This is a genomic window from Streptomyces sp. NBC_00483 (assembly GCF_036013745.1).
In the GTDB taxonomy this organism is placed as follows: Bacteria; Actinomycetota; Actinomycetes; order Streptomycetales; family Streptomycetaceae; genus Streptomyces.
On the sequence record NZ_CP107880.1, the window covers coordinates 9,705,957 to 9,727,725 of the forward strand.

Consider the following 21,769-nt stretch of genomic DNA (forward strand, 5'->3'; position numbering starts at 1 on the left):
ACGGGTGGTGCAGGAGGCTTCGTCCGCAGTTCCTGCTTTCTGGTAATTCCCCTTCCCCCGTACTGACTTGAGTCCTGACGCGTGGTTGGTCTCAGTTGAAGACGACCGTCCGGTTTCCGTGCAGCAGGACGCGGTTCTGGCAGTGCCAGTTCACCGCGCGGGCCAGCGCGACCCGCTCGGCGTCCCGGCCGACGAGGACGAGTTCCCGGGCGCTCTGGCGGTGGTCCACGCGGATCACCTCCTGCTCGATGATGGGCCCCTCGTCCAGGTCCCCGGTGACGTAGTGGGCGGTCGCGCCGACGAGCTTGACGCCCCGCGCGTGGGCCTGGTGGTAGGGCTTGGCGCCGGCGAAGCTCGGCAGGAACGAGTGGTGGATGTTGATGGCCCGCCCCTCCAGCGCCTTGCACAGGTCGTCGGAGAGGATCTGCATGTACCGGGCGAGCACCACCAGGTCGATGGCGTGCTCGTCCACGAGCCGCAACAGCTGCTCCTCGGCCCCCGCCTTGGTGTCACGGGTGACCGGCACGTGCAGGAACTCCACGCCCGCCTGCTCCGCCTGTTCGCGCAGATCGGGATGGTTGGAGACGACGAGGGCGATGTCCCCGTCGAGGGTGCCGCTGCGCCACCGGTACAGCAGGTCGGCAAGGCAGTGGTCGAACTTCGACACCATGACGAGCACCCGGGGTGTGGCCGCCGCGTCGCGCAGCCGCCAGTCCATCGCGTACGTCTCGGCCGTGGCGGCGAAGCGCTCCTCCAGGTGGGCCGGTCCTGTCCCGGCGGGCGCGTTGAAACTCGTCCGCAGGAAGACGGTGTCGTTGTCGGTGTCGTCGAACTGCTGGTGCTCGGTGATGTCGCAGCCCTCGCCGACCAGGAACGCGGTGACGGCGTGCACGATGCCGGGGCGGGCCGGGCAGTTGAGGGTCAGGATGTACTGATCGCTGTCGGTGCGTGCGCTGCGTGTGGTGGTCACGGCAGGTGTCTCCTCAGCATTCGACGGCGTACTCGGTGCAGGCGTCGGCCAGCCACGCCGCGAGGTACCCGGCGAAGGACGACCGGACGAGCAGCCAGACCGCCCGCGGGCCCGCTTCGCGCACCACGAGCGTGACACCGGCCTGCGCGAGCAGCGTGGTGTGGCAGGCGCCCGCGTCGGCCTTGCCCGGCGCGAGATCCAGGGCGCAGCCCTGCGACAGGACCTCCGGCAGCAAGGGGCCCGCGAGGGCGAGGACGGTGCGCTGCGCGGAGGTGTCGGTGACGGTGGCGAACTCCTCGCCGATCGCCGACCGCAGCCCGGCTGTCAGCTCCTCGGCGCGACCTGCGGGTGCGACCAGGAGCCATTCGTCGGGGCCGAGCCAGAGCGCCTTGACCTCGGTGTCCAGTTGGGCGCGGCAGGCGTCGGGCAGCGTGTACCCGAGGTACCTCTCGATGATGGTGGCCGCCGCGCTGCCCGGTGTCACCCGGAGCGTCAGTTGGGTCAGGTACGGGAGTTCGCGGGCGGTCAGGCCGGAGGGGAGCCGCGGGGCCCAGTCGGCGAGCGGGCTGATGCGTGCGGGGGTGTGCGCGGGCGTGGGGGCGGGGGCGTCAGCCGTCACGGCGGGCTCCTTCCTTGTCGAAGAGGACGGGTTCGGCGACGGTCACCGGCACGGTGGCGCCGTCGAGCGGGACGTAGAGGGTCTCGCCGACGAGGGCGGCGCCGGAGCGCACGAGCGCCAGGGCGAAGGTGCGTTGCAGGGCGTCGCTGCGGTAGCTGGAGGTGACATGGCCGAGCATCGGGACCGGCGGTGCGGGGACCGCCTCGGTGGCGATGATCTGCGCGCCTTCCGGCAGCAGGGTGCGCTCGTCGGTGGGCAGCAGCGCGACCAGCCGCTTGCGGTCGGGGCGCTGGTTCTCGGGCCGGGCGAAGGAGCGCTTGCCGACGAAGTCCGGCTTCTTCTTGGAGATCACCCAGTTCATGCCGAGGTCCTGCGGGGTGACCGTGCCGTCGGTGTCCTGCCCGATGATCGGGTACGCCTTCTCGGCGCGCAGCACGTGCATGGTCTCGGTGCCGTACGGGGTGAGGCCCAGCGGCTGCCCGGCGTCGTACAGCGCCTGCCAGACCGTGGTGGCGTACCAGGCCGGCACATTGACCTCGTACGCGAGCTCGCCGGAGAAGCTGATGCGGCACAGTCGGGCGTCGACGCCCGCGATCACCGTGTCCCGCCAACTCATGAACGGGAACGCCTCGTTGGAGACGTCCAGGCCGTCGCCGACGACCGCGGCGAGCACCTCCCGGGAGCGCGGGCCCACGAGCGGGACCGTCGCCCAGTGCTCGGTCACGGACGTGAGGTGGACGCGCAGGTCGGGCCACTCCGTCTGGAGCCACTCCTCCATCCACTCAAGGACCTTGGCGGCGTTGCCCGTTGTGGTCGTGACGAGGAACTCGTTCTCCGAGACGCGGATGACCGTGCCGTCGTCGATGGTCATCCCGTCGACGCCGCACATGACCCCGTAGCGGATCCGGCCGGGCTTCAGTGTGGCCATCATGTTCGTGTAGAGCCGGTTGAGCAGCTCGCCCGCGTCCGGGCCCTGCACGCTGATCTTGCCGAGCGTCGAACCGTCCATCATGGCAACGCCGTTGCGCGCCGCGTGGCACTCGCGCTGCACCGCGTCGTCCATCGTCTCGCCGGGCAGCGGGTAGTAGCAGGGCCGCTTCCACTGGCCGACGTCCTCGAACAGCGCGCCGTGCCGCTCGTGCCAGGCGTGCAGCGCGGTCACCCGCACCGGGTCGAACAGCTCGCCCCGGTTGCGGCCCGCGAAGGCGGCGAACGCGATGGGCTGCACGGGCGGCCGGAAGCTGGTGGTGCCGAGATCCGCCACCTCCTCGCCGAGCGCCTCGGCGACGATGCCCGAGGTGAGGATCCCGGACGTACGCCCCTGGTCGTGGGCGGTGCCGATGGTGGTGTAGCGCTTCACGTGCTCGACGGAGCGGAGCCCGGCGCGGGTGGCCCGGAACACGTCGCTGGCGAGCGCGTCGCGTTGCAGATCGACGAACTGCGCCGTACCCTCCGCGCCGTCCTGCGGGCTGGGCACGCGCCACAACACCGCGCTGGCGGATGGCTGTTCCGTGGCCGCCGCCGGAACGCCGAACGGCGCGACCGCGACGCCGAGCGCCTCCAGCGCCGTGGCCGTCGCGGCGATGCCGCTGCCGAGACACTCCCCGAGCGTGCGCAGACCGTCCGCGGCGCCCGCCGTCCGTACGGTCGGGAGCGCCTCGGTGGGCACGAACGTGGCGAGCTCCGCGTCGTAGCGCAGCTTCCCGCGCGCCTGGCTGAACAGGGCCACGGCCGGGTTCCAGCCGCCGGAGACGAGCAGCACGTCGCAGTCGACGCCGTGCCGCCGGGCGTCGTCCGCCGAACGCTGGGCGATGTGCACACGGGAGAGACGCTCGCCGCCGCTGGTCCCGGTGACGACATGGTCGCGGTGCAGCGGGATGCCACGCTCGGCCAGCGCCCCGGCGAGCCGCGCGGGGACGGTCGGCCGCGGGTCGACCACGGCGGCGAACTCCACTCCCGCGTCGGCGAGTTCGAGCACCGCGTCGTACGCGGAGTCGTTCGTCGTGAAGACGGCGGCCCGGCGGCCGACGAGGACGCCGTACCGGCCCAGGTACGTACGGGCCGCGGAAGCGAACATGATGCCGGGGCGGTCGTTGTCGTCGAAGACGATCGGCCGCTCGGTGGCGCCGGTCGCGTGCACAACCTGCTCGGCACGGATGCGCCACACCCGCTGCCGGGACACGTGGCTCGGGGCGGCGGCGCCGAGGTGGTCGGTGCGCTTCTCCAGGGCGAGGACGAGGTTGTCGTCGTAGTGGCCGAAGGCGGTGGTGCGGGTCAGGACGGTCACGTTCCCGGACGCCGCGAGCCGCCGCGTCACCGAGTCCACCCACTCCTGCGCGGGCCGGCCGTCGACGGTCTCCCGCGTGCCGAGCAGGCTGCCTCCCAACTCCGGTGCGCTGTCGACGAGGACGACCCGGACCCCTGCGTCGGACGCGGCGAGCGCGGCCGCGAGACCGGCAGGGCCCGCGCCGACGATCAGCAGCTCGGCGTGCAGGTGCTGCGCGTCGTAGCGGGCGGGATCGGGTTCGCCGGCGAGCCGCCCCTGGCCGCCGAGGCCGCGCGCCACCAGACCGTCGTAGAGCTCGACCGTGGTGGCGGTGAGCATCGGCTCGGGGAACGGCGCCTCGATCTGCACGAGCGCGTTGGGCTCCTCGACACCGGCGGCCAGGATGCCGCGCGGGCGGCCGTACTTGATGCTCGTCGCCACCCGGTGCACGCCGTTCGCCAGCAGCGCGGAGGCGAGGGTGTCACCGGGGTGCCCCGTGTACGGCGTCCCGTCGAAGACGAAGTCCAGCGTGGTGGAGCGGTCGATGCGCCCGTACGCGGCGGAGGAGGTACGGAAGGGAGTGCTCATGCGGTCGCCTCCTGGCGCTCTCGCGTGCCGGTGCCGAGCGGGTTCGGGGGCCCCACGGGGTACACGGTCAGGAACTCGTAACTCACGGTGTCGCGCACGGCGTTGAACCAGCGGCGACAGCCCGCCGTGTGCGCCCACCGCTCGGCGAAGGGGCCCTTGGGGTTGTCGCGGAAGAAGACGTACTGGGCCCACTGCTCGTCGTCGAGCGCATGCGGGTCCGCGGGGTGCTCGACGTGCGCCTGGCCGCCGTAGTGGAACTCGGTCTCCTCGCGCGGCCCGCACCAGGGGCAGGGAATCAACTGCATCTCACGGTCTCCTCAGAAGGTCCCTAGGCGGGTGTTCAGTGCGCGACGGCGGCGGCGCCGTGCTCGTCGACGAGGGCGCCGGTCGTGAACCGGTCGAGGGTGAACGGCGCGTTGGTGTCATGGGGTTCACCGGTCGCGATGGTGTGCGCGTACGCCCAGCCGACACCCGGCGTCGCCTTGAAACCGCCGGTTCCCCAGCCGCAGTTGAGGTACAGGTCCTCGACCGGGGTGAGCCCGACGATGGGGGAGGCGTCCGGGGTGGTGTCGACGATGCCGCCCCAGGTACGCAGCATGTGGGCGCGCGCGAACACCGGGAACAGCTCCAGGGCGGCGGCCATCTGCCGCTCGATGATGTGGAAGGCGCCGCGCTGCCCGTACCCGTTGTAGCTGTCGATGCCCGCGCCCATGACGAGTTCGCCCTTGTGCGCCTGGGACACGTACACATGCACCGCGTTGGACATCACGACGGTCGGGTGCACGGGCTCCAACAGCTCCGACACCAGCGCCTGCAGTGGGTGGCTCTGCAACGGCAGCCGCAGGCCGACCATCTGCGCGAGGACGGAGGTGTGCCCGGCCGCCGCGAGCGCGACCTTCCCCGCGGCGATCCGCCCCCGGGTGGTCCGCACCCCGGTGACCCGGCCCCCGCTCACATCGATGCCGGTGACCTCGCAGTTCTGGATGAGGTCGATGCCGTAGGCGTCGCAGCGGCGGGCGAATCCCCACGCCACGTAGTCGTGCTTGGCGATGCCGGCGCGCGGCTGGTACGTGGCGCCGTGCACCGGATAGCGCACGTCCGGGCTGGTGTTGACGATCGGACACACCTTGGCGACCTCGTCCGGCTCCAGCCACTCGGCGTCGATGCCGTTGAGCTGGTTCGCGTACACCCGGCGCTTGCTGTCGCGGACGTCCTGGAGGTTGTGCGCGAGGTTGAGGACGCCGCGCTGGCTGAACAGGATCGGGTAGTCGAGGTCCTGCTCCAGCGTCTCCCACAGCTTGAGCGAGCTCTCGTAGATGCCCGAGCTCTCGTCCCACAGATAGTTGGAGCGGATGATGGTGGTGTTGCGGGCCATGTTGCCGCCGGCCAGCCACCCCTTCTCCAGGACGGCGATGTTCGTGATGCCGTGGTTCTTGGCGAGGTAGTACGCCGTCGCCAGGCCGTGTCCGCCGCCGCCCACGATCACGACGTCGTAGGACTTCTTCGGGTCGGCGTTGCGCCACAGGAAGTCGGGGTGGTCGGGGAGGTCGTGTGCGTCGGGGGTCATGAGGACTCCTTGAAAACCGACTGTTGACGCTCTGATATATCAGTGGCGGGTCGTCGTCACCGTAGCCAGCGCCTCAGGGGCGCGTCAATGGTGTCCGAAGGAGGAAAACAAGCCCGTAACCGCCGCGCCGAAGCGGCGAGTTGCGGCGGGAACTCAGCCCGGCAGCACGTCCAGAACGGTGTGCATCCGCGAGGCGCGGGCCAGGTCCGCGAGCGCCTGCTCCATCACCGACAGCGGATCGCGCGGCGGCAGCAGCAGGCCGATCCGCGCGCTGCGCCGCGGACCGTGCAGCGGCACGGCCTCCATCCCGGCGGGGATCCCGAAGACGTGCAGCCACGTGTGCGGGATGATGCTCGACCACTGGCCGGTGCGCACATGCGCGATCAGCGAGGCGATGGAGTCCGTCTCCACGCGCGGCGCCACCGACAGGGACAGCTCCGCGAACACGTCGTCCAGGACCCGGCGCCCCAGCATCCGCGGATGCAGCAGACACAGCGGCAGCGCGGCCGCCTGGGCCCAGCTGATCTCCTGCGCCGAGCGGTCCGGGTCCTCCTGGGTGAGCACGACATAGCGCTCCCGGTACAGCGGCACGAACGGCAGATCCAGGTTCCTGCTGTGGTACGAGACCGCGCCGTGCAGCTCGAAGGCGCGCAGCCGGCGCACGATGTCGTCACCCTGGAGGTCGGCCTGGACGTTCACCGTGGTGTGCGGGTTGGCCGCGCAGAACGGCTGCGTGAGCAGGGCGACCGCGCCGACCGCCGTGGGCACGGCGCCGAGCCGCAGCTCACCGCTCAGCCCTTCGCGCAGCGCCGCGAGCCCCGACTCCATGGCGTCCCGGTCCGCGAGCATCCGGCGGGCCCACAGCACGACCTGCTCGCCCTCCGCCGTCAGACCCTCGAAGCGTCGGCCGCGCCGCACCAGCGGCACCCCGAGTTCCGTCTCCAGCTTGCGGATGCCCTCGGACAGCGTCGGCTGCGACACGAAGCACTGCTCGGCGGCCTTGGCGAAGTGGCCGGTGCCGGTGAGCGCGACGAGGTATTCGAGCTGGCGCAGGAGCACCGTCCCACCCCCTTCCCGGCCGACTTCGGTGGTTTACGTCCGCCCGTGATCGTAGCTGCCTATCAACGATCGGACTTTCCGCTTTGACCGTGGGCCGAGCGCGGACGAATGCTGGGCGGCGGGGGCGTGCCGTCTCCCGGTGAGTCGGAAACGTAGAGGTGATGGGCGTGCGCGCGATCGAAGAGCCTGAAGAGGATCTTTCCCTGAGCAAGCCCAAGACCTGGGCCACCGGGGCGCCCGCCGTGGCCCACGCGCTCCAGTACGCGCTGAGCCAGACCTCGCCCAAGCGCACCGCCCTGACCCTGCTCAACATCAACCAGGACGGCGGCATCGACTGCCCCGGCTGTGCCTGGCCCGAGGGCGCACCGGACAAGCGGCACCGCAACGAGTACTGCGAGAACGGCGCCAAGCACATCGCCGACGAGGCCACCACCCGCCGCGTCACCCGCGAGTTCTTCGCCGAGCACCCGGTCAGCGAGCTGGCGAAGAGCTCCGACTACTGGCTCAACCAGCAGGGCCGGCTGACCGAGCCCATGGTCAAGTACCCGGACAGCGACCACTACGAGCCGATCGGCTGGGACGGCGCGCTCGGCCTGCTCGCCGACGAGCTCAATGACCTGGACAGCCCCGACGAGGCGCTGTTCTACACCTCGGGCCGGCTTGCCAACGAGCCCGCGTTCCTGCTCCAGCTGTTCGCGCGGGCCTTCGGCACCAACAACCTGCCCGACTGCTCCAACCTGTGCCACGAGTCCAGCGGCTCGGCCCTCAACGAGACGCTGGGCATCGGGAAGGGCAGCGTCAGCCTCGACGACCTGCACAACAGCGACCTGGTCTTCGTCGTCGGCCAGAACCCGGGCACCAACCATCCCCGGATGCTCACCGCTCTCGAGGAGACCAAGCGGCGCGGCGGGAAGATCGTCGCGGTCAACCCGCTGCCCGAGGCGGGGCTGCTGCGCTTCAAGCACCCGCAGAAGGCGCGGGGTGTCATCGGCCGGGGCACCGAGATCGCCGACCAGTTCCTGCAGATCCGGCCCGGCGGCGACCTCGCCCTGTTCCAGGCGCTGAACCTGCTGCTCCTGGAGACCGAGGACAAGGCACCCGGCACGGTCCTCGACCGCGAGTTCATCGACGCCCACACCTCGGGCTACGAAGTCTTCACCGACAACATCCGCGGACTCGACTGGGCGGAGGTCCTCAAGGCCACGGGACTCACGCGCGAGGAGATCGAAGAGGTCCACCAGCGGGTGCTCGGCGCCAAGAACGTCATCGTGTGCTGGGCCATGGGGCTGACCCAGCACAAGCACGGCGTCCCCACCATCCGCGAAGTCGTCAATTTCCTTCTGCTGCGCGGAAACATCGGCAGGCCTGGCGCCGGCGTCTGCCCGGTGCGCGGCCACAGCAATGTGCAGGGCGACCGCACCATGGGCGTGTGGGAGCGCATGCCGCAGTCGTTCCTCGACGCCCTGGAGAAGGAATTCGACTTCGCCCCGCCCACCCGGCACGGCGCCGACGCGGTCGACGCGATCCGGGCCATGCGCGACGGGCGGGCCCAGGTGTTCGTGGGGGTGGCGGGCAATTTCGTCCGCGCCACGCCCGACAGCGACGTGACCGAACGCGCCCTGCGCAATTGCCGGTTGACGGCCCACATCTCGACCAAACTGAATCGCTCGCACGCCGTGTGCGGCCGCACCGCGCTGATTCTTCCCACGCTGGGGCGCAGCGACCGCGACATTCAGTCGGGCGGTGAGCAGTTCATGACGGTCGAGGACTCGATGAGCGATGTGCACGCCACCCGCGGCCGGCTCGCGCCCGCCTCACCCGCGCTGCTCAGTGAGGTGTCCATCATCAGCAGGCTCGCCCGCAGGACCCTCGGCGAGCGGCACGGGATCACCTGGCAGGAATTCGAGAACGACTACGACACCGTTCGCGAGCACATCGCGAACGTGGTGCCGGGATTCGACGACTTCAACCGGCGCGTGCGGGAACCGGGCGGCTTCAACCTGCCCAACCCCGTCAACAAGCGCGTCTTCCAGACGGCGAGCGGCACCGCCGTCTTCACCGCGAACACCTTCACCGGGCTCACCGCACCGCCCGGCCACCTGATCCTGCAGACGCTGCGCTCGCACGACCAGTGGAACACCATCCCGTACGCGATGGACGACCGGTACCGCGGCGTCAAGGGCGCGCGGCGCGTCGTCCTGGCCAATGCGGAGGACCTCGCCGAACTCGGCATCGCGGAGGGGACTTTGGTCGACCTGATCAGCGTGTGGACCGATGGCAGCGAGCGTACGGCGCCCGCTTTCCGCGTCGTCGGCTACCCGACGCCCCGGGGCTCCGCTGCCGCCTACTACCCGGAGACCAACGTCCTCGTCCCGCTGGACAGTGTCGCCGAGAAGAGCAACACCCCCACGTCCAAGGCCGTGATCATCCGGATGGAACCGGTCGAGGGGGACGGCCCCGGTCAGTCGAGGTAGCCCATCTTGCGGCTGATGTCCTGCGCGCTGCGCAGCAGCGTGGGGGAGAGCTCGTGCATCCGCTCCTCGGAGAACCGGTAGGCGGGACCCGAGGCACTGATCGCGGCGATGACCTCGCCCTGGGCATTTCTGATGGGTGCGGCCATTCCGTGCAGCCCTAGCTCCAATTCCTCGAGCGTCACCGCATATCCGCGCTCAAGCGTCTGCGCGAGATCCCTCTCGAGCTTTCCCTTGGCGGTCAGGGTGTGCGGTGTCATCTTTTTCATATGGGACGCCGCGAGCATTTCCGCGCGCTCCCGCTCCGGTACATGAGCGAGCAATATTTTTCCACTGGATGTGGCATGCATCGGGGTGAGCTGGCCGACCCAATTGTGCGTGCTGACCGCCATCGGGCCGCGCACCTGGAGGACGTTCACCGCGTAATGTTCCTGCAGAATGGCGATGTTGACCGCCTCGCCGAATTCCTCCGCGAGCTGCTCGCAGAACGGGCGGGCCTGCTGCGTCACATCGAAATTGTCGGTGACCGAGCTGGCCAGGCGTACGATGCCGAAACCGATCCGGTACTTTCCCCGGTCGCCCGACTGCTCGACCAAGTCGCGCGCCTCCAGCGCGCCCAGCAGACGGAAGGCCGTCGACTTGTGCACGTCGATTTCCGCGGCGATCTCACTGACGCCTGCTTCCCCGCGCCGCGCGAGAATCTCCAGAACGCTCACGGCACGGTCGACGGACTGCACTCCTGTGCCCGGCGAGCCCGATGTCTCACTGTCTGCGTCATGCTTTCTCATGGCGCGACTATAGGCGCTGTCCGCGGGCGGGCGGCAGGGCGATGCGGAAGCGGATCTTCGGCCCCATCTTCACGCTCGTCTCCTATAAGTGGTGCCTCCTGAATTAGGGCATACAAAGCCCGTCTAGCCAGTGCGGCTACCCGGGACGGCGGAAGTCATGCGCCGCGCATGGCGCCTCGACGTCCGCGCTGCGCACCGGGGTCGACTCGCACGCGGCCGCGCCAACTGGCGCCCCGACGTGCGGATTTGAGGTGTCGCGCGACAGATCTCAGATGCCCCTTGACACACGCCGTCGACGGAGACGACAGTTTGGGCGTTGCGTAGAACGCGTCAAGGTTCTTCATGCGCAACAGAGTTCGGCTCTCCTGAACAGCTCCTCCACAGCCCCTACGGCTCATCTGCCTCCCTCGACAGACCCCAAGGAGCTCAACCGTGACTCACGAGGTACGCGCAGTGGTCGCCCGCAAGCAGGGCGCCCCCGTCTCCGTGGAAACGATCCTGGTCCCGGAGCCCGGGCCGGGGGAGGCGCTGGTGCAGGTGCGGGCCTGCGGCGTCTGCCACACCGATCTGCACTACCGGGAGGGCGGGATCGGCGACGAGTTCCCGTTCCTGCTCGGTCACGAGGCCGCAGGCGTCGTCGAGTCCGTCGGCGACGGGGTCACCGACGTGGCGCCCGGCGACTTCGTGATCCTCAACTGGCGTGCCGTGTGCGGCAGTTGCCGGGCCTGTCGACGCGGCCGGCCCTGGTACTGCTTCGCCACGCGCAATGCCACGCAGCCCATGACCCTCCTCGACGGCACGGCGCTCTCGCCGGCCCTCGGCATCGGCGCGTTCGCCGAGAAGACGCTCGTCGCCGCCGGGCAGTGCACCAAGGTCGACCGGGCCGCACCGGCCGCCGCGGCGGGCCTGCTCGGCTGCGGCGTCATGGCGGGCTTCGGGGCCGCGGTCAACACCGGAGGCGTCGGCAGGGGCGACTCGGTGGCCGTCATCGGCTGTGGGGGCGTCGGCATCGCGGCGATCGCCGGGGCGAAGGTCGCAGGGGCCGCCCGCATCATCGCCGTGGACATCGACGAGCGAAAGCTGGCGAAGGCCGAGCGGTTCGGCGCCACCGACACCGTCGACTCCTCCAGGACCGACCCCGTCGAGGCGGTGCGCTCCCTCACCGGCGGCTTCGGCGCGGACGTCGTCGTGGAGGCGGTGGGCCGCCCCGAGACCTACCAACAGGCCTTCTACGCACGCGACTTGGCGGGCACCGTGGTCCTTGTGGGCGTCCCTACCCCCGAGATGAAGCTGGAACTGCCGCTCGCCGACGTCTTCGGCCGCGGCGGCGCCCTCAAGTCCTCCTGGTACGGGGACTGCCTGCCCTCCCGCGACTTCCCCGCCCTCATCGACCTCTACCTCCAGGGCCGCTTCGACCTCGGCGCGTTCGTCAGCGAGGAGATCGGCCTCGACGAGGTGGAGTCCGCGTTCGACGCCATGCGCCGCGGAGACGTACTGCGCTCAGTGGTGACGCTGTGAGCGCGGGAGCCCTCTGAGCGCCGGGCCCTCTGGGCCCACACCACACACCACACACGACTCGCTTCGCTTCGGCACCTGCCGCATGTCCGTACGACATCTACCGAGGTGACATCTGATGAGCATCACGAGCCTGCCCCCGAGCCTGATCTCCACGCTTCCCGGCGACTACTACACCGACCCGCAGATCTTCGCGCAGGAGCAGGAGCACATCTTCGAGTCCATGTGGTTCTGTGTGAGCCGGGCCTCCGACCTCACCAAGCCGGGAAGCTTCCGCACCTACCAAGTGGGCCGGGAGAGCGTCCTCGTCTCACGCTCCCGCGACGGCTCCGTCCGCGCGTTCCTCAACATCTGCCGGCACCGCGGCGCCAAGCTGTGCACCGAGGAGTCCGGTGAGGTCAGGCGGAACTTCCAGTGCCCGTACCATGCCTGGACCTACGGCCTCGACGGCAAGCTGATCGCCGCACCCAACCTGACGTCGATGCCGGACATCGACCGCACCGCATACGGCCTGGTCACCGTGCACGTCAGGGAGTGGCTCGGATACGTGTGGGTGTGCCTGGCCGAGCAGCCGCCCTCCTTCGAGGACGAGGTGATCGGCGCGGTCAGCTCACGCCTCGGCGGCGCCGACGCCATCGAGAACTACGCGATCGAGGACCTCGACCTCGGCAAGCGCATCACGTACGACGTCCGGGCCAACTGGAAACTCATCATCGAGAACTTCATGGAGTGCTACCACTGCGCCACCATTCATCCCGAACTCACCGAGGTGCTCCCGGAGTTCAAGGACGGACTGGCGGCCCAGTACTTCGTCGGCCACGGCGCCGAGTTCGCCGACGAGGCCAGGGGCTTCACCGTCGACGGATCCGAGGGACTCGACCGCATCCCCTCGGTCGCCGACGAGCAGGACCGGCGCTACTACGCGATCACCGTCCGGCCCCAGGTGTTCATCAACCTGGTCCCGGACCACGTGATCATCCACCGGATGTACCCGATCTCCCACGACCGCACGATCGTCGAGTGCGACTGGCTCTATCTGCCGCACGTCGTGGACAGCGGCGGGGACAGTAAGGACATAGCGCGCTCCGTCGAACTGTTCCACCGCGTCAACCAGCAGGACTTCGACGCCTGCGAGCGCACCCAGCCCGCGATGAGCTCGCGCGCCTACGTCAAGGGCGGCGTCCTCGTCCCCAGCGAACACCACATCGGCGAGTTCCACGCCTGGCTCCAGGCCCGGCTCGGCACGCAGCGCGCCCATTGACCGTCCATTTGTTTCCTGGAGGTTCCCCATGATCCCGGTGTGCCGCATCGAAGATCTGCCCCCTGGTGAGTCCATCCGCGTGACCGAGGGAGTGCCGGCCCCCGTCGCCGTCTTCAACGCGGACGGCACGGTGTACGCCATCGACGACACCTGCACCCACCAGGACGCCTCGCTCGCCGACGGCTTCCTGGAGGGCTGCTTCGTCGAATGCCCCCTGCACGAGGCGTCGTTCGACCTGCGCGACGGCCGCCCGACCTGCCCGCCCGCGAAGACGCCCGTCCGCACCCACCACGTCACCGTCCAGGACGGTCAGGTCCTGCTTCACGTCACCGTTGGGGAGCCCGCATGAAGCACATCACTGTCGTCGGAGCCTCGCTCGCCGGCCTCGGCGCCGTCCGGTCGCTGCGCTCCGAGGGATACGACGGAGAGATCACCGTCGTAGGAGAGGAACAGCACCGCCCCTACGACCGCCCGCCGCTGTCCAAGGCCTACCTCAAGGGCGATGTCACGGCCGGCGCCCTCGAACTCGGTGACGCCGAGGAGTACGAACAGCTGGGCATCCACTGGGAGTTGGGCGAACGCGCCGTTCATCTGGACTGCTCCGCCACATCGGTCATCCTCGCCAACGGGCGCAGGATCGACACCGACGGCGTTGTGGTCGCCACCGGCTCGACCGCCCGCCGCCTCCCCGGTACGGACGGCCTCGCCGGTGTCCACACCCTGCGCACGCTGGATGACGCCCGGAGTCTGCGCGCCGAACTGTTGGGCGGGGCGCCCCGGATGGTGGTCATCGGCGCCGGGTTCATCGGGGCCGAAGTCGCCGCCACCGCCCACTACTTGGGCCTCGACGTCACTGTGGTCGAGGCGCTCGACACCCCGCTGGAACGCCAGTTGGGTGCCGAGATGGGCCGCGTCTGCGCCTCCCTCCATACCGACCACGGCGTACGCCTGCTGTGCGGCACCGGAGTGGCGGAACTGGAGAGCGGCGGCGGCCGGGTCACCGGGGTGCGGCTCACGGACGGGCGGCTGCTGCCCGCGGACATCGTGCTCGTCGGGGTGGGCGCCCGGCCGGTCGACGACTGGCTCGCCGACTCCGGTGTGTGGGTGGACAACGGCGTGGTGTGCGACGCGGGCGGTGCCTCCAGCGTCCCCAACGTCGTCGCCGTCGGGGATGTGGCCCGTCGCCCGCACCCCTTCACCGGTCGGCACGCCCGCATCGAGCACTGGTCGAACGCCGCGGAGTCGGCCGCCACCGCGGCCCGCACGCTGCTCACCGGCGAGTCCGCGACCCCGCGGGCCACCCCGCCGTCCTTCTGGTCCGACCAGTACGACGTCCGCATCCAGCTCGCGGGCTGCGTCGGTCCCGGCGCCGTGGTCGAACTCGTGGAGGGCTCCTACGAGAGCCGGTCCTTCGCGGCCCTCTATAAGGAGGACGGGGCGCCCACCGCGGTCCTCGCCATGAACCGCTCCAAGATCTTCAACCGCCTGCGCCGCACCCTGATCCCCGCCACGGTAAGGGTCGCGCCCGCCGTCGTCTGAACGGGCCCGCCACCATGCCTTCGCCTCTCCCGCCGCTCCGCACCCCTGATATATCAATGCAGGGATGCGGTACGGTGAGGTCTCATCGCGGACACGTCAGGGGAGGGGCGAGATGGCATCTGTGCCTGCCGCCGGGGGCCAGTCGCACGGCGCGACACTGGCCGACCAGGCGTACCAGGAGATCACGGACCGGCTCGTCACCCTGCAGATCCGTCCCGGCGAACCCGTCCACGACGCGCGTCTCGCCGCAGACCTCGGCCTCGGCCGCACCCCGGTACGCGAGGCCCTCAAGCGCCTGGAGATCGAGCGGCTCATCGTCGCCTTCCCCCGGCGCGGCACCTTCGCCACCGAAGTACAGATCGCGGACCTCGGCCACATCTCCGAAGTGCGCCAGGAGCTCGAACCCCTCGCCGCCGCGCGCGCCAGCAAGCGGGCCACCGCGGCGGACCGGGAGCGGCTGCGCGAGCTGCTCATCCGCGTGGAGGAGGAGTCGCAGGGAGCGCCGGAACACGGCGAGATCGGCCTGCTCCGCCTCGACATGGCGGTGCATCGCGCCGTCTACGCGGTCACGTACAACCCGTATCTCGAAGCCACGCTGGTCAACTACGACAACCTCGCCACCCGGATCTGGTGCCTGTTCATCGACCGCCTGGCCGGACTCGAGCAACACGTCCACGAACACGGGCAGTTGCTGCGAGCCGTCATCGACGGCGACGAGGCCAAGGCTTCGACCGTGGCCGCCGAGCACGTGGAGAACTTCGAGCGCGCGATCCGCTCGATCATCTGACGCTGTCGGCTGCCCCTCAACTCCGGGGAACGCGGGGCCCATTGACGCCCGCCACGCAGCGGTTCTAGTGTGCCGATCGCTGGTATATCAATCACGCTCAACTGTCGTGTCAATTCCACGTGAACGCGCGGCCGTTACCGCCGAAGCGGGCGGCCGACACTTCTCCCGAACGCCACAAGCCCCAACGACGGGCCGCTGCTCGGAGGATCCCCATGCCCCATCAGGTCAAGGCCGTCGTCGCCCGAGCCCCCGGCGCACCGGCGACCCTGGAGACCGTGACCGTGCCCGATCCGGGCCCCGATGTGACGGACGTCGCCGAGGGAGACTTCGTCATCCTCAACTGGCGGGCGGTGTGCGGCAGTTGTCTGGCCTGTCGATTCGTGAGCGAGACGATTGACCTCACCGATGTGCAGGGCGCCTTCGACCGGATGAGCCGCGGCGAGGTGCTGCGCTCGGTCGTCCGCCTCTGACGACACCACCCCCGCCGCCTCCCACAGCACCCTCGCGCACCCTTGAACTCCCGGAGGACCCACCATGAACTCGCAGTCTTCGCAGCCCAAGGTGGTCATCATCGGAGCCGGCATCGTCGGCTGCTCCCTCAGCGACGAACTCACCGCACTCGGCTGGACGGACGTCACCGTCCTCGAACAGGGCCCCCTCTTCGCGACCGGCGGTTCCAGCTCGCACGCCCCCGGCCTGGTCTTCCAGACCAGCCCCTCCAAGACCATGACCGAGTTCGCCCGCTACACCGTCGAGAAGGCGAGCGCCCTCGACCTCGACGGCGACTGGTGCTACCGGCAGGTCGGCGGCCTGGAGATCGCCACAACTCCGGAGCGCCTGGCGGAACTTGAGCGCCGCCACGGCTGGCTCACCTCCTGGGGCGTCGAGAGCCACCTCCTCGACCCGGACGAGTCCGCCAAACTCCACCCGCTGCTCGACCCCGGCGCCATCCTCGGCGGCTACCACATCCCCAGCGACGGCCTCGCCAAGGCGTTGCGGATCGGTGAGGCTCAGGCCCGCCGCGCCCTCGCCCGCGGTGCCACCTTCCTCGGCCACCACACCGTCACCGACATCGAGACATCCGGCGGAGCCGTCAATGCCGTCGTCACCGACCGAGGCACCTTCCCCGCGGACATCGTCGTCTCCTGCGCGGGGTTCTGGGGCCCACGCATCGGCCGCATGGTGGGCCAGGACGTGCCGCTCGTCCCCATGGGGCACCAGTACGCCACCACCACACCGGTCACCGAACTCAAGGGCCGCAACAGCCAGTTGGACGAGGCGAACCTGCCCATCCTGCGCAACCAGGACGCCGGCCTCTACTACCGCGAACTCGTCGACCGGATCGGTATCGGCTCCTACGCCCATCGCCCCATGCCCCTGTCGCCCGACGACGTCGCCCATCCCGCGGACAGCCCGGACCAGCCCTCGAAGCTGGCTTTCACGAAGGCCGACTTCGAGGGCGCCTGGGCCGACACCCGCAGGTTGCTGCCCGCGCTGAACGACGCGGACATCGCCGACGGCTTCAACGGCCTGTTCTCGTTCACCGTCGACGGCATGCCCCTGATCGGCGAGTCCCCGACGGTGTCCGGCTTCTGGCTGGCCGAAGCGGTGTGGGTGACCCACTCGGCGGGCGTCGCCAGGGCTGTCGCGAAGTGGATGGTCGAGGGCCGCCCCGGCATCGACGTCCACGGCTGCGACATCAACCGCTTCGAGGACCTGCAGCTCGCCCCCGACTATGTACACGAGCGCAGCTGCCAGAGCTTCTCCGAGGTCTACGACATCGTCCACCCGCTCCAGCCGCCGAACCGCCCCCGCCCGCTGCGCGTGAGCCCCTTCCACATACGCCAGCAGGAGCTCGGCGCCGTGTTCCTTGAGGGCGCGGGCTGGGAGCGCCCGCACTGGTACGAGGCCAACGCCGATCTCCCCGAGGTGTCCCATATCAGCGAGCGGAACGAGTGGGCCTCCCGCTTCTGGTCGCCCGTCGCGGGCGCCGAGGCACTGGCCACCCGCGAGCGGGTCGCGATGTACGACATGACCCCGCTCAAGCGCCTCGAGGTCACGGGCCCGGGCGCCCTGACGTTCCTGCAAGGCCTCTCAACGAACCAGCTGGACAAGGCAGTCGGCGCGGTGACGTACACCCTGCTCCTCGACGAGGCGGGCGGCGTACTGAGCGACCTCACCGTCGCCCGGCTCGCCGATGACCGCTTCCAGGTCGGCGCCAACAGCAACCTCGACCTCGCCTGGCTGCGCCGCCACCTGCCCGCCGACGGCACCGTGCAGGTCCGTGACATCACGGCCGGTACCTGCTGCATCGGGGTATGGGGCCCGCGCGCCCGCGACCTCGTGCAGCCCCTCACCGACGCCGACTTCTCGCACGAGAACTTCGGCTACTTCAAGGCGAAGCAGGCCTTCATCGGGGACGTCCCGGTGACCGCGATGCGCCTGTCCTACGTCGGTGAACTGGGCTGGGAGCTGTACACCACCGCCGATCTGGGCCTGCGCCTGTGGGACACGCTCTGGCGGGCCGGACAGGAGCACGGCGTGATCGCGGCGGGCCGCAGCGCCTTCAACTCCCTGCGCCTGGAGAAGGGTTACCGCGCCTGGGGCCACGACATGACCAGCGAGCACAACCCCTACGAGGCCGGCGTGGGCTTCGCCGTCCGCAAAAAGAAGGGCGACTACGTGGGCCGCGACGCGATCGTCGACGTCACCAAGGACACGGTGGACCGCCGCCTCACGGCCCTCCTGATCGAGGACGACCGCTCGGTGGTCATGGGCCACGAACCGGTCCACGTGAACGGCCACCCCTGCGGCTACGTCACCAGCGCCGCGTACGGCTACACCCTCGGCCGCCCGATCGCCTACGCCTGGCTCCCGGCCGAGCACGCGGAACCCGGAACACGGGTGGAGATCGGCTACTTCGGCGACCGAGTGGCGGCGACGACGGCGGCGGAGCCGCTGTTCGACCCGGAGATGACGCGAATCCGCCGGTGAGCCGGGTCGCGACGTCGGCGTAGCCGTCGGTGGCAGACGTGTGCGCCTGCCACCTGGTCGGCGACCGAGCGGCGCCGGATCACCCCAACAGGTCCCCGATCGTCCGAGCCACCTCGACCGCCCGCGGATCCGCGCCGCCCGGCCACGGGCCCCGAGCGATCGTGTAGCCGAAGGCCACACCCGTGTCCGGGTCGACGCAGCCCAGCGAGCCGCACGCGCCGTCGTGGCCGATGCTGCGCGGGCCGCCCCACGCCAGCTGCTTGCTCGGCTTCTGGAAGATGATGGCGTGTGCGCGGTCGTGCTGGTCGAGTACCTCGTCGTAGCCGCGTACCTGCTGTTGGCCGACCGTGGCGACGGTGTCGGGGCTCAGCAGCGGCGCGGATCCCTCGACACCCGTGACCGCGGCCGCGAGCAGCGTGGCGATGCCGAGGGCGTCGGCCGTCGCCGAGCCCGCGGGGTGGCCGAAGCGCCAGGACTGCTCGTCGTTGGCGAGATGGACGGGCGCGCCGGGCCGGGGCCCGAAGGTCAGCCGCTGCATCGCGTGCGGCGGGCCCTGCGGCTTCGGGTGTTCGCCGAGCGGCGGGATCATCGGCAGAACGTCCACGCGCCGCTCCTCGAGCCCCTGCCCCTCGGGGAGACCGAGGTAGAACGCGGCACCGAGCGGGCGGCGGATCTCCTCCTCGTAGAAGTCGTGGAGCGTGCGCCCGGTGATCCGGAAGACCAGTTCGGCGGCCAAGTTGCCGATCGTCAGGCCGTGGTAGCCGAAGGCCGACCCCGGATGCCACAGCGGCCGTGTCGCGGCCAGTCGCTCGGCACCCTTGTGATGGTCGAGCAACTCGTCCCAGGCCAGCCCGGGTTGAGCCTCCGGCAGCCCGGCCTGGTGCGAGAGCAGCTGCCGTACGGTGACCCGATCCTTCCCGGCCTGTCCGAACTCGGGCCAGTACGAGGCCACCGTCGCGTCGAGGTCCAGCAGCCCGCGCTCGACCAGGAGCCCGACCGAGACACCGATGATGTTCTTCGACGTCGAGTACGGCACGATCAGCGAGTCACGTCCCAGATGCGGCCCGCCGTATGCGTCGAGCGCGAGCTGCCCGTCCACGTACGCCGCGACCTGGATCGAGAGGTCGGGATCGGCGGACAGCAGCCGGTCCAGCCGGTCGACGACTTCCTCGAGACCGGCATCGGCCCGTCCGGACAACGGCCCTTGCAGCTCCGACAGCTTCATCGCTCTCCCTCGATCCGCGCGTGCGCCCAACCGATCACCGGCGCTTGCACGTGTCAAGAGTCTGCGTGGGGTTCCACCGGAACCCTGCGAGGTTCGCCCGAATCACCATGTGTTCCCATATCCGGGCCGAGGGAGTGGGATGTCGCGCGGACCGCCGCGCGGGTCGGCGTAGCGAAGGGCGGGTGGCGGGGTGGCAGGCGCAGGGGACAGAGGCGCGCGGACAGTCATGTGGTTGCTGTGCGCGGTGCTGATGCTCGCCGTCGGGGCGGCGATGATCCCCGAGTTCCGCGCGGCGCAGGAACGGGAGCGGGAGTTCCGGGCGGCGCCGGTGTGCGCCTCGGCCCCGGTCGAGGTGTCGGACTGCCGGTGGAAGCAGAAGTTCACCGTACGCAGCGTGGACCTGCACCGCGGATCGAGGCACAAGTCGCCGGAGGCCGACCTGCTGCTGCCCTCCGGCAAGCCATGGCATGTGAACTTCCGGAACTACAACCCCGTCGCATCGGGCCTCGAACCGCGCGACAAGGTGGTCGGACTGATCTGGCGCGGCGACGTCGTCGACCTGCGCGACACCGAGGGTGAGCACCAGGAGACCACCGAGGGCCCGCTGGACTGGCCGACGGACCGCCTCGGCGGCGCCCTCGCGTTCCTGTCTTTCGGAGCGGCCGCCCTGGTCGGCGCGCTGTGGTCGGCGTTCGCCCGCGGCAACCGGCGCCACGAAGCGGCCGGGAGAATGGTGCGCCTGCACGGCATCCCCCTCGGCGTCACCGCCATCCTGATCCTGTGGCTGCAATCGGCCAACGACTGGCCCGCGCGGTCGCTTCCGATCATCTGGGGGATCGTCGCGGCGCTGATCCTCGCCAACATGGTGGGCTTCGTCGTGGCGGCGCTGCGCGGGCAGATCGGGCGCGCGAGCGGCGAAGCGTGACGGCGGCTCAGCCCACCAGTGCCCCGCTGAGCAGATGGCCGCGCCGATGGTCGTGACCGCCGTGCAGACCCACAAGATCGCCCTGCGCGCGCTCCTCACCGAACTGGCGGAGGACGCCGGCGTGCGCAACTCGGTCGCGGTGGGCGCCCAGTTGGCCGTGCTGTTCGACGGGGCGATGGCCCTCGCGACGTTCGCGGGGGACACGGACGCCGCGCTGCACGCACGCAAGGCGGCGCAGGCGGTGCTGGCCGCGGAACTGTGACGTGTGGCTACGAGATATTCGTAGTCACACGTCACAGTCCCGAGCGAGCGGCGGGTGCTGGATTGTGCGCTACTCCGGCTCCAATACGAAGGTGTACTCGGCCTGAAGGTACGGCTCCGTGAGCTTGCTGCCGTCGGGCGGCGGGGCGGAGGCTGGGTCGCGTTCAGCGAAGGGGACGATGAGGGGGTCCTTCGTGCCGAACACGACGTCGCTGTCCAGGTATTGGCTGCCCTCCCGGAACAGATGGGTGATCAGTTTGCGGTGGCCGGGGTGGTCGATGAGGAAGTGCACGTGGGCCGGGCGGAAGTGGCTGATCCGGGTCCTGTGGATGAGCTCGCCCACCGGGCCGTCCATGGGGATGGCGTAGCCGAGGGGCGCGACGGTGCGGATGCAGTACGTGCCGTCCTCGCGGGTGGTGTACTTCGCGCGCAGCCGGGCCTCGTCGACCTCGGGGACCTGGGACTCGTACGCGCCGTCGGTGTCGGCCTGCCATACGTCGAGGACGACGTGGGGGAGTGGCCTGCCCGCGGTGTCGGTGACCGTACCGGTGAGGAAGAGCGGGGTGCCGGGGAGGCCGTCCGACATGTCGTGGGCGTGGGGTACGTCGGGGGAGCCGTCGATGTGGAACGGGCCGAGGACCGTGGCGGGCGTGGCACGCTCGGAGAAGCGGTGGCCGAGCTCCACGGTGAGCATGCTCAGTCCCAACACGTCGGAGGCCAGCACGAGTTCCTGGCGTTTGTCGTCGCTGAGCCGGCCGGCCTCCGTGAGCCAGGTGATCGCGGCCGCCCACTCGTCCTCCGTCAGGTTCACCTCGCGGGCGTACGCGTGGAGGTGGCGGACGAGGGAGGTCAGCAGCTCGGCCAGGCGCGGGGAATCGGCGGTGGACCAGCGGCCGACGGCCAGTTGGGTGAGGTCGTGCTCGTCGATGGACAC

General features: G+C 70.2%; 18 protein-coding genes and 1 pseudogene. 10 read left to right on the forward strand and 9 right to left on the reverse strand.

The annotated features are described in order from the left end of the window. Window positions 1-91: 91 nt before the first annotated feature. The 6 genes from purU to OHA73_RS43395 form a co-directional block, all read right to left on the reverse strand. Window positions 92-970 (reverse strand): formyltetrahydrofolate deformylase, encoded by an 879-nt coding sequence (gene purU / locus OHA73_RS43370; RefSeq protein ID WP_327658148.1) that lies wholly within the window; start codon window positions 968-970, stop codon window positions 92-94. Window positions 971-983: 13 nt separating this feature from the next. Further along, window positions 984-1,589 carry a sarcosine oxidase subunit gamma gene (locus OHA73_RS43375; protein ID WP_327658149.1) on the reverse strand — a complete coding sequence of 202 codons (606 nt, stop codon included), beginning with the start codon at window positions 1,587-1,589 and terminating at the stop codon, window positions 984-986. After that, entirely contained in the window at window positions 1,579-4,443 is a 2,865-nt protein-coding gene (locus tag OHA73_RS43380) for a 2Fe-2S iron-sulfur cluster-binding protein (RefSeq protein ID WP_327658150.1), read from the reverse strand. The genes OHA73_RS43375 and OHA73_RS43380 overlap by 11 nt, the downstream gene beginning before the upstream one ends. After that, window positions 4,440-4,748 (reverse strand): sarcosine oxidase subunit delta, encoded by a 309-nt coding sequence (locus OHA73_RS43385; protein ID WP_266724720.1) that lies wholly within the window; start codon window positions 4,746-4,748, stop codon window positions 4,440-4,442. The genes OHA73_RS43380 and OHA73_RS43385 overlap by 4 nt, the downstream gene beginning before the upstream one ends. A 35-nt stretch (window positions 4,749-4,783) precedes the next feature. After that, complete coding sequence (locus OHA73_RS43390; RefSeq protein ID WP_327658151.1) at window positions 4,784-6,010, reverse strand: sarcosine oxidase subunit beta family protein; 1,227 nt, start codon at window positions 6,008-6,010, stop codon at window positions 4,784-4,786. Window positions 6,011-6,163: 153 nt separating this feature from the next. Continuing rightward, window positions 6,164-7,069 carry a LysR family transcriptional regulator gene (locus OHA73_RS43395; protein WP_267073366.1) on the reverse strand — a complete coding sequence of 302 codons (906 nt, stop codon included), beginning with the start codon at window positions 7,067-7,069 and terminating at the stop codon, window positions 6,164-6,166. 161 nt (window positions 7,070-7,230) lie between these two features. On the opposite strand from OHA73_RS43395, the gene OHA73_RS43400 reads away from it, so the two are divergent. Next, window positions 7,231-9,543 carry an FdhF/YdeP family oxidoreductase gene (locus OHA73_RS43400; RefSeq protein WP_443063189.1) on the forward strand — a complete coding sequence of 771 codons (2,313 nt, stop codon included), beginning with the start codon at window positions 7,231-7,233 and terminating at the stop codon, window positions 9,541-9,543. Here OHA73_RS43400 and OHA73_RS43405 read toward each other — a convergent pair. Further along, window positions 9,531-10,328 (reverse strand): IclR family transcriptional regulator, encoded by a 798-nt coding sequence (locus tag OHA73_RS43405; RefSeq protein WP_266724728.1) that lies wholly within the window; start codon window positions 10,326-10,328, stop codon window positions 9,531-9,533. The genes OHA73_RS43400 and OHA73_RS43405 overlap by 13 nt on opposite strands. Window positions 10,329-10,760: 432 nt before the next feature. Between OHA73_RS43405 and OHA73_RS43410 the strand changes: the two genes are divergently transcribed. From OHA73_RS43410 to OHA73_RS43440, 7 genes and pseudogenes are all read left to right on the forward strand, one after another. After that, on the forward strand, window positions 10,761-11,846 hold the full coding sequence (locus OHA73_RS43410; protein ID WP_267073364.1) for an S-(hydroxymethyl)mycothiol dehydrogenase: 1,086 nt from the start codon (window positions 10,761-10,763) through the stop codon (window positions 11,844-11,846). 115 nt (window positions 11,847-11,961) lie between these two features. Continuing rightward, entirely contained in the window at window positions 11,962-13,104 is a 1,143-nt protein-coding gene (locus OHA73_RS43415; RefSeq protein WP_327658153.1) for an aromatic ring-hydroxylating oxygenase subunit alpha, read from the forward strand. A gap of 28 nt (window positions 13,105-13,132) precedes the next feature. Continuing rightward, complete coding sequence (locus tag OHA73_RS43420; RefSeq protein ID WP_267073362.1) at window positions 13,133-13,453, forward strand: bifunctional 3-phenylpropionate/cinnamic acid dioxygenase ferredoxin subunit; 321 nt, start codon at window positions 13,133-13,135, stop codon at window positions 13,451-13,453. Beyond that, a complete protein-coding gene (locus OHA73_RS43425) occupies window positions 13,450-14,643 on the forward strand; it encodes an NAD(P)/FAD-dependent oxidoreductase (RefSeq protein WP_327658154.1) in 1,194 nt (397 codons plus the stop codon). Before OHA73_RS43420 ends, OHA73_RS43425 begins: the two co-directional genes overlap by 4 nt. 112 nt (window positions 14,644-14,755) lie before the next feature. After that, entirely contained in the window at window positions 14,756-15,430 is a 675-nt protein-coding gene (locus tag OHA73_RS43430) for a GntR family transcriptional regulator (protein WP_266724737.1), read from the forward strand. 212 nt (window positions 15,431-15,642) lie between these two features. Beyond that, a pseudogene (locus tag OHA73_RS43435) lies at window positions 15,643-15,804 on the forward strand (S-(hydroxymethyl)mycothiol dehydrogenase); the annotation flags it as partial. 160 nt (window positions 15,805-15,964) lie between these two features. Next, window positions 15,965-18,424 carry a GcvT family protein gene (locus OHA73_RS43440; RefSeq protein WP_327658155.1) on the forward strand — a complete coding sequence of 820 codons (2,460 nt, stop codon included), beginning with the start codon at window positions 15,965-15,967 and terminating at the stop codon, window positions 18,422-18,424. Between the two features lie 79 nt (window positions 18,425-18,503). On the opposite strand, the gene OHA73_RS43445 is transcribed toward OHA73_RS43440, so the two are convergent. After that, a complete protein-coding gene (locus OHA73_RS43445; protein ID WP_327658156.1) occupies window positions 18,504-19,649 on the reverse strand; it encodes a serine hydrolase domain-containing protein in 1,146 nt (381 codons plus the stop codon). Window positions 19,650-19,875: 226 nt separating this feature from the next. Here OHA73_RS43445 and OHA73_RS43450 point away from each other — a divergent pair, with 226 nt between their 5' ends. Both OHA73_RS43450 and OHA73_RS43455 read left to right on the forward strand, forming a co-directional pair. Then, window positions 19,876-20,574, forward strand: a complete 699-nt coding sequence (locus OHA73_RS43450; RefSeq protein ID WP_327658157.1) for a hypothetical protein — start codon at window positions 19,876-19,878, stop codon at window positions 20,572-20,574. Window positions 20,575-20,608: 34 nt separating this feature from the next. After that, window positions 20,609-20,836, forward strand: a complete 228-nt coding sequence (locus tag OHA73_RS43455; RefSeq protein ID WP_327658158.1) for a hypothetical protein — start codon at window positions 20,609-20,611, stop codon at window positions 20,834-20,836. 69 nt (window positions 20,837-20,905) lie between these two features. Here the strand turns inward: OHA73_RS43455 and OHA73_RS43460 are convergent, their stop codons facing one another. Beyond that, window positions 20,906-21,769 (reverse strand): dioxygenase family protein, encoded by an 864-nt coding sequence (locus tag OHA73_RS43460; RefSeq protein WP_327658159.1) that lies wholly within the window; start codon window positions 21,767-21,769, stop codon window positions 20,906-20,908.

Excerpts from the sequence above, each read along its gene's own strand:
- OHA73_RS43380 (WP_327658150.1), bottom strand. The coding sequence starts at position 4,443 with ATGAGCACTCCCTTCCGTACCTCCTCCGCCGCGTACGGGCGCATCGAC.
- OHA73_RS43420 (WP_267073362.1), top strand. The coding sequence starts at position 13,133 with ATGATCCCGGTGTGCCGCATCGAAGATCTGCCCCCTGGTGAGTCCATC.
- OHA73_RS43445 (WP_327658156.1), bottom strand. The coding sequence starts at position 19,649 with ATGAAGCTGTCGGAGCTGCAAGGGCCGTTGTCCGGACGGGCCGATGCC.
- OHA73_RS43440 (WP_327658155.1), top strand. The coding sequence starts at position 15,965 with ATGAACTCGCAGTCTTCGCAGCCCAAGGTGGTCATCATCGGAGCCGGC.
- OHA73_RS43450 (WP_327658157.1), top strand. The coding sequence starts at position 19,876 with ATGTGGTTGCTGTGCGCGGTGCTGATGCTCGCCGTCGGGGCGGCGATG.
- OHA73_RS43385 (WP_266724720.1), bottom strand. The coding sequence starts at position 4,748 with ATGCAGTTGATTCCCTGCCCCTGGTGCGGGCCGCGCGAGGAGACCGAG.
- OHA73_RS43390 (WP_327658151.1), bottom strand. The coding sequence starts at position 6,010 with ATGACCCCCGACGCACACGACCTCCCCGACCACCCCGACTTCCTGTGG.
- OHA73_RS43425 (WP_327658154.1), top strand. The coding sequence starts at position 13,450 with ATGAAGCACATCACTGTCGTCGGAGCCTCGCTCGCCGGCCTCGGCGCC.
- OHA73_RS43455 (WP_327658158.1), top strand. The coding sequence starts at position 20,609 with ATGGCCGCGCCGATGGTCGTGACCGCCGTGCAGACCCACAAGATCGCC.
- OHA73_RS43415 (WP_327658153.1), top strand. The coding sequence starts at position 11,962 with ATGAGCATCACGAGCCTGCCCCCGAGCCTGATCTCCACGCTTCCCGGC.
- OHA73_RS43405 (WP_266724728.1), bottom strand. The coding sequence starts at position 10,328 with ATGAGAAAGCATGACGCAGACAGTGAGACATCGGGCTCGCCGGGCACA.
- OHA73_RS43430 (WP_266724737.1), top strand. The coding sequence starts at position 14,756 with ATGGCATCTGTGCCTGCCGCCGGGGGCCAGTCGCACGGCGCGACACTG.
- OHA73_RS43400 (WP_443063189.1), top strand. The coding sequence starts at position 7,231 with ATGGGCGTGCGCGCGATCGAAGAGCCTGAAGAGGATCTTTCCCTGAGC.